Source organism: Archangium lansingense, from assembly GCF_026626635.1.
Classification (GTDB): domain Bacteria; phylum Myxococcota; class Myxococcia; order Myxococcales; family Myxococcaceae; genus Archangium; species Archangium lansingense.
Genome location: NZ_JAPNKA010000001.1, coordinates 11,539,540 through 11,550,867, shown reverse-complemented (window position 1 = coordinate 11,550,867; position 11,328 = coordinate 11,539,540). Strand labels below are relative to the sequence as shown.

The 11,328-nt window shown below is 73.2% G+C and carries 4 protein-coding genes; 2 read left to right on the top strand and 2 right to left on the bottom strand.

Going from position 1 to position 11,328, the window contains the following annotated elements; all coding sequences use genetic code 11:
- Positions 1–139 precede the first annotated feature (139 nt).
- Entirely contained in the window at positions 140–364 is a 225-nt protein-coding gene (locus OV287_RS46165) for a hypothetical protein (RefSeq protein WP_267540442.1), read from the top strand.
- 18 nt (positions 365–382) lie between these two features.
- Here OV287_RS46165 and OV287_RS46160 read toward each other — a convergent pair whose 3' ends face one another.
- Both OV287_RS46160 and OV287_RS46155 read right to left on the bottom strand, forming a co-directional pair.
- Complete coding sequence (locus OV287_RS46160; protein WP_267540441.1) at positions 383–784, bottom strand: VOC family protein; 402 nt, start codon at positions 782–784, stop codon at positions 383–385.
- Between the two features lie 31 nt (positions 785–815).
- Positions 816–1,634: a DUF4190 domain-containing protein gene (locus tag OV287_RS46155; RefSeq protein WP_267540440.1), complete on the bottom strand. Its 819-nt coding sequence runs from the start codon at positions 1,632–1,634 to the stop codon at positions 816–818.
- A gap of 146 nt (positions 1,635–1,780) precedes the next feature.
- Between OV287_RS46155 and OV287_RS46150 the strand changes: the two genes are divergently transcribed.
- Positions 1,781–11,323, top strand: coding sequence for a flagellar hook-length control protein FliK (locus OV287_RS46150; RefSeq protein ID WP_267540439.1), 9,543 nt, complete (start codon positions 1,781–1,783; stop codon positions 11,321–11,323).
- Positions 11,324–11,328: the final 5 nt, after the last annotated feature.

The following is an 11,328-nucleotide window of genomic DNA, read 5'->3' as shown; positions in this document are numbered from 1 at the left end:
TTGTAGAGGACTCCCAGTGAACCTCATATGCCGCGGTGCGGCGGGGAGGCAGCGAATCCACGGGGGTCCAAGCAGGCGAGCCTCTCCTCCGCGGTCCGGGGGCACGACCTTCCAACAGGCCTATGAGCGGGAGCTGCGCATGGGGGCGGCTTTCATCTCCACCTCCAAGCAGTTACCCCGGGACACGCAGGTCATCCTGAGCCTGGTCCTGGAGTTCTGCGGGCGTGTGGTGGAGCTGGAGGCGCAGGTGGCCCAGGTGTTCCCGCCCCAGGAGGGACCCGCGGCGGTGGTGGGGTTGGCGCTGCTGTTCACCGACAGGGCGCGGGCCGAAGCCCTGTTGCGCCCCTGGCTGGTCCAGGCCTGATGCCAGGGGCGAGCCCGCTCAGGCGTTCGTCAGACTGAGCTGCCACGACACGCCGTACCGGTCGGCGAGCCAGATGAACTTCCGGGCGAACGGATACTCGCCCAGCGGCATGAGCACCTGCCCCCCTTCGGACAGCTTTGCCGCCACCGTGTCGATCTCTGCCTCCGACTCACAATCGACGAAGATCGAGGTGGCGGGCGTGAAGGTGAACGCGTGCTTCACGCTGCTGTCGATGCACATGAATCGCTGGCCGTTGAGGGAGAACGAAGCCATCATCACCGAACCCTCGGTGCCAGGCTCTCCCGGGCCATAGCGTTTGATGCTGGTGACGCTCGCGTCCTTGAACAGCGACACGTAGAACGTCATCGCCTCTTCGGCCTTGCCTTCGAACATCAGAAACGTCGAAACCCTCGAAGCCATCTTGTGGAGCCTCCTCCTTCGGTGCCCGGGCTCAGTGCGCCTGCCCGAACTGGTTGAGCCTGGTGACTACCCAAAATGCGGTCCACCCTAGCGTGCTCACCGCGCCGAGCACGATGCCCGCGATGGCCTGCCCCTTGCGTCCGATGGGCGGGGTCGCCGTGGGGTCCACGCGCCGCAGGCCGATGATGGAGCACAACAGCGCCACCGGCGCCAACGGGAAGGCGAGCAGCCCGACGAGGCCGAGCAGGAAACCGGTGCGCGCCACGGCGTTGTTGGCGTAGAGGTTCCACGCCTTCTCGAGTGCCTCGCGCGAGACCTCCTCCTTGAAGAAGAGCTTGTTGCGCGTGTTCTGGTAGATGGAGAGGGTGACGATGATGGGCCAGATGCCACTGCTTATCGCCCCTGGCCCCACCGTGAAGGCCGAGGTCACCATGGCGACGATGGGCACGAAGCACAGCGCCAGTCGGGCGAACGGCAGCCCCAGCCAGAAGCACACGCCCACGGTGCCCCCCGCCAGGGAGATCAGGCCGACCATCAACCCGGAGTCCCTCAGGCCCTCCCGCATCAGCAGACGGGCCCCAGCGGCGAGGTAGATGAGGGCGCTGAACCCGACGAACCACGCCCACGAGTCGCGCTTGCCCCAGTGCTTGAGCCGGAACGCCTCCAGGTAGTCCACCTCGGGGCGCGTGGCGCAGGTGGTGCAGTAGTCCTTGTCGTTGACGGTCTCTCGGTCCAACGCGCAGAAGAAGGTCCCGCAGCGGGTGCACGTGCCGAGCACGGCCTGGTCGGGGTGGGATTGGCAGCGGGCCTCGTCCGCGGCGGGCGGTGGGGCCAGGGACGGGGACTCCATGGAACGGCCTCCTGGGAGGCCGGACTCTGGCACAGTCGGGTCTGGCGTGAGCGGGTCCGCTGCCTGCCCTCCGGGCGGGGGATCAGCAAAAATTCCGGGGGCTTAGGCCACGTGGTACCTTCCGGTGCTCCTCTGCAGCCCCCGCGATGGCCACCGACAGCGACTCCCCCAAGCCCGCGTCCGAAGCGCAAGCCGCCGCCCCCGAGCTGCGCCTGTTGGACAGGCGCGCCTTCGTGGGGTTTCCGTCCCTCGAGCTGGCGCCCGGCCTGTCTATCGCCGACTTCGCGCTGCAGATTCCCGACGTCACCTTCCCCTTCAACGTCAGCGCAGGGGCCTCGCGCTACCAGCGCAAGAAGCTCCTCTTCGGCTTCCTGGAGCTGCACGTCGACGCGGACCTGGTGACGCGCAAGGTGACGGAGCTGGCCGGACGCGTGGCCGGCCTCGAGGGCCTCAAGCTGCACTTCCGCCCCGGCTACCTCGAGGGCCAGGCCTTCCTTCAGGCCCCGGAGCGCACCCCGCTCACCTTCAAGGTGGCCTTCGACGCGGATGGGGAGCGGCTCGCTCTCTACCTCTACGACGTGCGCCTGTACGGCTTAGCCTCCACGCCGTCGGTGCAGGTGCCCGGCCTCCTCGCCGCCACCGTGGCCGAGCTGGGCCTCCTGCCCGATGTGGAGGTGCGCGGCGCCACCGGCTTCTCCACCCGCGTGCTGCCCGCGCTCTGTCAGAAGGCCGCCGTCAGCCGGGGCTTCAAGATGCCCGTGCTGGACACCGCGCGCCTGTCCTCCGCTGAGGTGAGCAGCGCGGGCCTGCGTCTGCGCTTCTCCTCTGGCGGGCTGCCTCCTCCGGCCCCGCCCGATGAGGAGCTGCTGCTGGCCCTCGAGGGCGCCCGCGCCTTCGCCGACGCCGAGGCGCTCCTTGCCCAGGGCAAGCTCGCCGAGGCCCGTGATGCGTACCTCCAGGCCGGGGACGCCCAGGACGCCCACCCCTTCGCCGCTGAGCGCCTGCTGTCGCTCCTCGTAGCGGACCCGCAGGCACACGACCTGGCCCTGGACGTGGCCGCCACCCTGCTGCGTCGCCGCGAGAAGAGTCCCGCCGCCCTCTGGGGTGAGGCCGTGGTGCGCGAGCGCCGCAACGAGCACGCCCGCGCCGCCGAGCGCTACCTCGCCCTGTGCAGCCTGGCGCGCCGCGCCTCCGAGGAGGCCGCTGCCTTCTTCTCCGCCGAGGCCGCCGCCCGCGCCGCGCGGGACCATGCGCCTCAGGTGGCGGTGAAGGCGCTGCATGAGGTGCTCGGCCTCAAGCCGGACCACCTGCCTTCCCTCAAGGCCCTCGCGCGCGCCTCGGACCAGAGCCGCGACCGCGCTGGAGCCGTGCGCGCCTACCGCCGCATTGCCGCGCTCGCCCGGGACCCCGCCGAGGCCGCGGATGCCCACGTGCACCTCGCGCGGCTGTGCGCTCAGACGGAGGACGATGTCGCTGGCGCCCGCCTGCACTGTGAGGCCGCGCTGCGCCTCGCGCCGGACCAGCCGGATGCCTTGCTGCTGCTGGGCGAGCTGTGCCACCGCGGCGGCGAGCACTTGCGCGCCCTCAAGGCCCTGGACCGCCTGCGCGAAGTCGCCATGGCCCGCCATGAGCTGGACCGAGTGGGCCGCGCCAACCTCCTCGCTGGCCGCATCTGGGAAGACGGCCTCCAGCAGCCAGACAATGCGCTGCTGCGCTATCGCGAGGCTACGACCCTGTTGCCCGGCGAGCCCGAGCCCCTCTTCTCCACCGCGCGCGTGGCTGAGAAGCTGGGCAAGCTGCAGGAGGCGCTCGCCGGCTACCAGCAAGCGCTGGAGCTGGCCGGCCCCGCGCCGCGCTCCGAGCCCATCCGCCAGGCCGCGCACCAGAGCCACCACGCCCTGGCGCGCCTGTACCGCACGAAGCTCGGCGACCCCGCCCGCGCCCGCGAGCACCTGGAGGCCGCGCTTGCGTTGGACCCGCGCGACTCCGCCGCGCTTGATGAGCTGATTCCCTACTTCCGCGCCACCGGCCGCACCCAGGAGCTTGCCGAGTCGCTGGAGAAGGCCGCCGCTGTCCACGAGGAGCCTGGCCGTCGCGCCGCCCTCTGGGCCGAGGCCGGAGAGCTGTACCGCGGTCGCCTGCAGCAGCCCGAGAAGGCCGAGCGCCTCCTCACCTCCGCGTTGGAGGCCGACCCCGACCACAAGCCCGCGCTGGAGTCCATGCTGGCGCTCGCTGAGGCGCGCCGCGACGGAGGGTTGCTCACCCGTTGCCTCTCCGCCCTCGCGCGCCTCACGCCCGAGCCCAAGGAGCGCGCGCAGAAGTACCGCCGCCTCTCCGTGGCCGCGCGCGACCTGGCTTTCGATTTGGACCTCGCCGCCACGGCCCTCCAGGAGGTGCTGAAGGCGGAGCCGGATGACCTGCCCACGCTGGGCGAGCTGTGCGCCCTCCAGCGCAAGCGCTCGGACATGGCGGGCCTGGCCACTGCCCTGGAGGAGCGGGCGCGTGTGGCCGAGGCGCAGGGAGACAAGCGGCTCGCGGCGGCAGCGCTGCGCGAGCTGGCCAATGTGCTGGAGGCCCGGCTGGGCCGTCTGGGCGAGGCGCTGGTGGCCCTGGAGAAGGCCGCGCGTCTGTCTCCGGACCAGGCCGTGCTGCTGGAGCTGGCGGACCTCTCGCTGCGCTGCGAGCGCCCCGAGCATGCCCGGCGCGCGCTGGAGACGCTGCTGTCCACGCTGCCGCGCACCACCGCCCCCGAGCGCCTCGCGGACATCCGTTCGCGCCTGGGCCGCGCGTGCGAGCTGATCGGAGACCGCGAGGCAGCCATCGCCGCCTACGCCCAGGCCTTCCCGCTGCGCCGCCTGGACGACGCGCTCGCCTCCCGGTTGGAGGCCCTCTACACCGAGGCCGGTGAGACGCGAGAGCTGGCCGAGCTGTGGGCCTCGCGTGCCCAGGCCCTCGTCGCTGCTGAGCGCGCCGCCGAGGCCGCGCCTCTCTTCCTGCAGAGCGCCCGCGTCCTCTTGGAGCGCGGGGAGAAGGGCCCCGCTCTTCTGCGCCTGTCCGCCGCGCTCGATGCGAGCCCCACCGGCCCCTTGGCTGCCGAAGCCCTCGATGCGCTCGCCGAGCTGGAGCTGGAGCGCGGCGAGAAGCTGGAGGCCGCTCGCCTCTTCGCGCGCAAGGCTGCTCTCGTGACGGAGCCCCGCGCCGGCGCGAAGTTGCTCTTCCGCGCCTCCGTGCTCGCCATGGGCACCAGTCGCGAGGAGGCCTTCCTCGCCGAGGCCCTGGAGCGTGAGGCCTCCTTTGCTCCGGCGCGCATGCGCCGCGGTGAGCTGCGGATGCAGGCGGACCCCCGCGCCGCCCTGGAGGACTTCGAGGCGGTGCTGGCCCTGCCCGCGGCGGACCCGGACGCGCCCCGCGAGGACGAGCTGCTGGACCTCACCCGCCGTGCCTCCGCCGCCGCCGTGCGCGCTGGTCGCCCGGACTCCGCCCGCCGCCTGCTCGCGCAGTACTGTGCCCTTGCTCCCGAGGACCTCGAGGCCCAGGTGGAGCTTGCTGGCCTCCACCGCAAGGCCGGGGCGCGCGAGCCCCTGGCGGACCTGCTCGCCACGCTGTGGCCGCGCCTCTCCGGAGATGCCCGCCGCAACGCACGCCGCGAGCTGGCGGACCTGTCGCTCGCCCTGGGCCGCCCCGCCGAGGCCGCCGATGCCCTGCGCAGCCTCCTCGCCGAGGAGCCCCACGACACCTGGGCCACCCAGGCCCTGCTGGAGTTGCTGCCCCCGCCGGGCACCGGCACCGCGCAGGAAGAGGCCGAGCGCCTCGCCCTGCTGGGTACCCTCATCACCGCCGCCTCGGGGGATGCCCGCGCCGAGCTGCTCGCCCGCCGCGCTGCCCTCCACCGCAACGCTGGCCGCTCCGAGTCCGCGCGCGATGACTTCCTCGCCGCCACGAAGCTCTCCCACCGGCCCGCGCCCCTGTGGCTCGCCATCGCCGCGCTCGCCCGCGAGGCTGGCGACGACGTGGACGAGCTGGAGGCCTGGCGTCAGGTGGTGGCTTCCGAGCCGGAGCTCGCCGAGCGTGCCCGCACGCGGCTCCTCTCGCTCGCTTCCGTGCTGGTGGAGAAGGATGCGCGTGCCCCGGCTCGCGAGGCCCTGCTCGCCGCCGTGGCGCTGCCGCTGTCTCCGGCTGAGCGCTGTGATGCCTTTTTTGCCCTCGCCACGCTCGCACGCCGCGACGGGCAGCCGGATGCCGAGGCGGAGGCTCTCTCCGAGGCTTCGCGCCAGGGGCCCGTGCCCCGCCGGGTGGAGGCACAACTGGCGCGCGCGAGCCTGCTCGAGAAGACGGGCAAGCTCTCGGAGGCCGCGGACAGCCTGGAGGCGGCGCTCTCCCTCGCTCCGCGCCACGCTGGGGCCACCGCCGCGCTCCAGCGCGTGCTGCGTGACCTGGAGGACTGGACGCGCCTCGCTGGCCTGCTCGCCGCCGAGGCCTCGCACGCGCCTCCCGCTGAGGCCGCCGCTCTCTACGCCGAGCTGGGCACCCTCCACCTGGAGCGCCTGGAGCAGCCCGAGGCCGCCGAGGCCGCGCTGCGGCAGGCGGTGCGCCTGGCTCCCGAGAACATCGACGTGCGCCGTCGGCTGGTGGCCCTCGTCGCCGACAGGGGAGACTCCGCCGAGGCCGCGAAGCTCCTCGACGTTGGCACCAGCCATCTTCCCCCGGCCGAGGCCGCTACCCTCCTGCGCGAGGGCGCCGTCCATGCGCGCGCCGCGGGGGATATGGCCCGGGCCCTGGAGTTTGCTCGCCGCGCCCATGCCCTGGTGCCTGCCCGCGACGCGCAGCTTGCCGAGCTGGCCGAGCTTCTCTTCCTGCAAGGCGACGTGAAGGAAGCGCTGCCCTTGCAGGAGCAGCTCGCCGCCGCCGCGGACTTCTCCGCCGAGCCCGAGCGCGCCGAGAAGGCCTGGCTGCGCCTGGGGGCGCTCGCTGAGAAGCTCGGGGACTCGCGGCGCGCGGTGTCGGCCTACAAGCGCCTGCTTGCCGAGAGCCCGCTGAATGAGGTGGCGGTCCATCGGCTCGCCGCGCTGCTGGAGAAGGACGAGCCCCGCGCTGCCTTCGACGTGCTCGTCGCCCATGCGCGCGCTCTGCCTCCCTCTGAGAAGACCGCGGAGCGTCTCGTCTCGCTGTCGGAGCGCGCTCGAGACTCGCTGGCTGACTCCGCGCTCGCCGCTTCCCTGCTGACGCGCGCGGCGGAGATGGCGGAGGAGCCGCTGCCGCTGCACCAGTCGCTCGCCACGCTCTACCGCGAAGCGGGCCGTGTCCCCGAGCTGATGGCCCAGCTCCAGGTGGTGGCCTCGCTCAGCCAGGAAGAGGGAGACCTCGACGGCGCCATCTCCGCCTGCGCGGAGCACGCGCGCCTGGCCGAGGAGGCGGGCCGGGTAGACGAGTCCCTGCGCTCGCTGGAGGCGCTGCGCTTCCTCCTGGAGAAGGAGGAGCGGACGGACGAGGCCGCGGACTGCGAACGTCACCGCGCGGAGATGCTGCGCGACGCGAAGCTGGACCTGCCCGCTGCCGAGGTGGCGCTGGAGCGGGCCTTCACGCTGTCCGAGCAGCTCGACACGGCACGCATGGGCATCGAGCTGGCCGTGCGTCGGGACGACACCGCCGCCGAGGCCCGCTGGCTGGAGCGTGCTCTGCCGCTGTTGCCCGGCACGCGTGAGAAGGCCCCTGCGCTGCTGCGGCTCGCGAAGCTCCACCTCGGCGTCCTGGGCGACTCCGAGAAGGCCGAGGGCTTCCTGCGCGAGGCGCTCCGCCAGGACCGCTCCCTCCAGGAGGCCGAGACGCTCCTGTGCGAGTTGCTGGAGCGCGAGGGCCGGGTGGTCGAGCTGGCCGCCTGGTTCGAGGAGTCCGCCTCCCTCGAGGAGGACGCCGCCCGCCGTGCGCAGTTGCTGCTGCGTGCCGCCACCCTCTACCGGGAGCGTGCCGGGCGTCCGGATGCCGCCGCCATTGCGCTGCTCGCCGCTCGTTCCGCGCTTCCTGATGATCTGGGCCTTACCCGCCAGGCGGCGGATCTGCTCCACGAGATGGGGCGCGAGGCGGACGCCGCCGAGTTCGACGCCCTGCTGCTGGACGCAGACGCCTTCCAGGAGCCGCTCTACTCGCGTCACCGCGCGTGGCTGACGGAGACGGGCGACACGCAGTCGCTCGCAGCGCTGATGTTGCGCCGGGCCCAGAAGCAGCCGCCCGCGCAGGCCGCGGAGAGCTACCTTGCCGCCGCGAAGGCCTTCCGCGAGGCCGGTGCGCTGGAGCGCGCGCTGCTGTGCGAGGACCAGGCCTTCGAGCTCGCGCCCTCCAGTGCCGAGGCCTTCCATGTGCTGCGCGCCCGCGCCGCCGGGGACGTGCGCCGGCTGGCGGAGCTGCTCTCCCTGCGTGCTGCCGCCGTGCCTCCCGAGCAGGCGCTGCCGCTGCTGCGCGAGCGCGCGGACAGCCTGTTGAAGGCGGGAGAGGTGCTGCTCGCCGCCCAGGCCTTCGACGACTATCTGTCCAAGGCGGGCAACGATGTGGATGCGCTCGCTACGCGCGCGGAGCTGGCCGCAGAAGGTGGTGGCCCAGGTGCGGCCCAGCCCTATGACCGACGCCTGCTCGCCGCCGGAGGCGAGTCTCTGCCCGTGCCGGTGCGCGTGCGTACACACCTGCGGCTCGGTCACGCTTCGCTGGCTTCGGGCGCGTACCGGGACGCTGCGGAGTCCTTCGAGGCCGTGGTGGCGCTCGAACCCGAGGGCGCACGTGGCCAGGAGGCCCTGTCGCTCCTCACCGAGGTGTACGGCCGGACGAGTGACTCCAAGGGCCTGTACCGCGCCTCCCTGAAGCTCGCGCGCAAGGCGGACGCCGCCACCGCCGAGGTGCTGTACCGCCGCGCGGCGGACCTCTTCGAGGATCCAAAGGACTCCATCGACGCGCTGCTGCACCTGGCGCGCCTGCGTCCCGCGGATGTCAGCATCATCGACCGGGCGGTGCTGGGCCTGCGTACCCTGCGCCGTCCCGCGGACCTGCTCGCCGTCTACGAGGCGGGAGCGCAGGCCGCTGGTGGCTCTCGCGCCGCGGAGCTGTTGCTGGCCGCCGCCGATGTCGCCGCGGGTCAGCTCGACGACCCTCAGCGCGCGGAGGCTCTCCGGGAGCGTGCCGCTGAGGCCGATCCGACCAACGTCGAGGCGCTCCGGGCCCGTGTGGTGGGCCTGCGCAAGCGGGGCGAGCAGGCCGCGCTGCTGGAGACGCTGGAGCGGCTGGTGCCCGCGACGGAGGACGCCGACGAGGCCTCCCTGCTGCGACTGGAGCTGGCGTCCCTGGCAGTTGCCGCCGGCCGTCAGCCACTCGCCTGCGAGATGCTGGAGGCGGTGGTGGCTCGGGGCACCTCGGGTGCTGGCTACGCCGAGGCGCTGGAGGCGCTGGAGCCGCTGCTCTCCGAGGAGCCGGGGCGTCTCGCCGAGGTGCGTCTGGCTCGGGCGGAGCTTGTCTCCAACGCGGAGCGCCGGGAGCTGCTGCTGTCCGCGGCGCGCGAATTCGAGTCCGCGGGCCGTATCTCGGAGGCGCTGCGCGCGGCTCGTGACGCTGTCTCCATCGCGCCCGATGTGGAGTCGCTGCAACGGGTGGCGGCTCTGCACCAGGCCGTGGAAGAGCCCGGACGCGCGGCCCAGGCGTTGTTGCAGGCGGCCCGTCTCGCGTACTCCGCCCAGCGGCCGGCGCTGCTGCTGGAGGCGGTGGGCCTGTGGGAGTCCGCAGGCGAGCGCGCCGAGGCCCTCGAGGTGCTCGAGCGTGTGGCCACGGAGGCTCCGGGCACGCTGAACCCCGAGGAGCTGGCCGAGCGTTTCCAGCGGTTGGGGGCTCCCGCGCGCGCCGTCGAGGTGGGCTTCGGGCCCGCGCTCGAGTCGGGCGACCTCACGGGTGCACTGGCGCTGGCCGAGCGTGCCGGCGACGCGGCCCGTGTCCGCGAAGCGCTGTGGGCGCTGGCGTCGCGGCCGGACGCGGATGCCGCGCACGTCACGGACCTGGCCACCGGCCTGCGAGCGGAGGGTGACTGGGAAGGGCTGCTGCGGCTGGCGGACCTGCTCACGCAGTGGGACGTGGCGCTGGCCACGGAGCTGCGGGGCGAGGTGCTGCGCGCGGACAGCGCCTCGGCCGAGTCCCGTCTGCGTGCGATGGATTGGCTCGCGACGGTGCCGGGCTTCACCGAGCGCCTGCGGGGCTTGCTGTCGGGCATGGGTGGCTTCCCCGAGGCGCTGGCCGAGGCGGTGCTCGCCCATGTCCGGGCGCTGCCGCTGGAGGAGCGCATCGAGGCGCTGGCCGAGGCGGCGGACAACTGGGCGGAGCGGCGGGGCAAGCTGCTGCGCGAGCGCTTCCGGCTGCAGCGTGACGCGGGGCTCACCGCGGACGCGGCGGACACGCTGGGCCTGCTCATCCTGCTGGAGACGGACCCCAAGGCTCGCGGGAGCCTCCATGTGGAGCATGGCGACATGCTGATGTGGGCGGGCGACAAGGTGCGTGCGCTGGAGGCCTTCGAGAAGGCGCTCGAGGACGCGCCCGGCACGGTGCGCGCGCTGGAATTCCTACTGCCCATCTACGACGAGACGAAGAACCACGCGCGCTTCGTGGTGGTGGCGGAGCAGCTCGCGGCCATCCTCGCGGGCCCGGCGGCGATGGGGCTGTGGCGCGAGCGGCTCGCGGAGGCGTACGAGGCCCTGGGCCGGTTGCCGGAGGCCGCCGAGCAGCTCAAGCTGTTGCCGGAGACGCCGGAGCGGCTGGAGCGGCGCGTGCGGCTCGCCGAGGCGCAGGGCTTCACGGGCGAGGCCCTGCAGCTCCGCGAGCGGCTCACGGAAGACCCGGCGCAACTGGAGGACATCCTCCGCCAGTACCTGGACGCGCAGCTCGTGGTGTTCGCGGTGCGCCTGGCCGAGCGACTCTTCCAGGCTGGGCAGCTCTCTCCGCAGGCGAAGCGTCTGGTGGCGGAGCGGCTCTCGCCGACCTACGAGGGCGCGGCGCTGGCCATCCACCTCTGGCCCGAGCTGCTGCGGGAGCAGCCGGTGGACGCGGATGCGTGGACGCTGTACGCCGAGGCGCTGGTGGCCTGCGACGACGTGCCCATGGAGGTGGCGCGCGTGGACGGCTTCGGCGCGGCGCTCGTCTCCAGCACGGCGAGCGCCTCGGCCGCGACGATCTCCCCGGTGACGCTGTCCGAGGGCTTCCGCCACGTGCTGCCTTCGAGCGCGGTGCCGGTGACGGATGAGAGCATGCCGCGTCTGCACGCGGCCCTGCGGCCTACGCTGAAGGAGCTGGGGGCGGGAGCGGTGCGCGTCTTCCTGAGCCCGGCGGGCGGCGTGGAGGCGTACCTCGCCTCGCCGGACGAGCTGGTGCTGGGAGTGGGGACGCTGGCCTGCTTCGGGCCAGTGGAGCTGGGCTACCTCTGTGCGTTGGCCCTGTGCCTGGGTGCGAAGGGCGAGGCGCTGAGCCGACCCGGTTCGGCGGAGGGGCTCGACGAGGCGGCGGTGGCGGCTTTCCAGGCGGTGCCGGCCTCGCTCGCGGCGTCGCGTGTGCTGGCCCACCTGTCGCCCGAGGTGCGTGGCTCCGACCCATCCAAGGTGGACGTGGGCACGGCGCTGCGCACCAGCACTGCGTTCCGCGCGGTGGCCCTCGTGGCCCTGGAGACCGTGTAACTTTC

Excerpts from the sequence above, each read along its gene's own strand:
- OV287_RS46165 (WP_267540442.1), top strand. The coding sequence starts at position 140 with ATGGGGGCGGCTTTCATCTCCACCTCCAAGCAGTTACCCCGGGACACG.
- OV287_RS46160 (WP_267540441.1), bottom strand. The coding sequence starts at position 784 with ATGGCTTCGAGGGTTTCGACGTTTCTGATGTTCGAAGGCAAGGCCGAA.
- OV287_RS46155 (WP_267540440.1), bottom strand. The coding sequence starts at position 1,634 with ATGGAGTCCCCGTCCCTGGCCCCACCGCCCGCCGCGGACGAGGCCCGC.
- OV287_RS46150 (WP_267540439.1), top strand. The coding sequence starts at position 1,781 with ATGGCCACCGACAGCGACTCCCCCAAGCCCGCGTCCGAAGCGCAAGCC.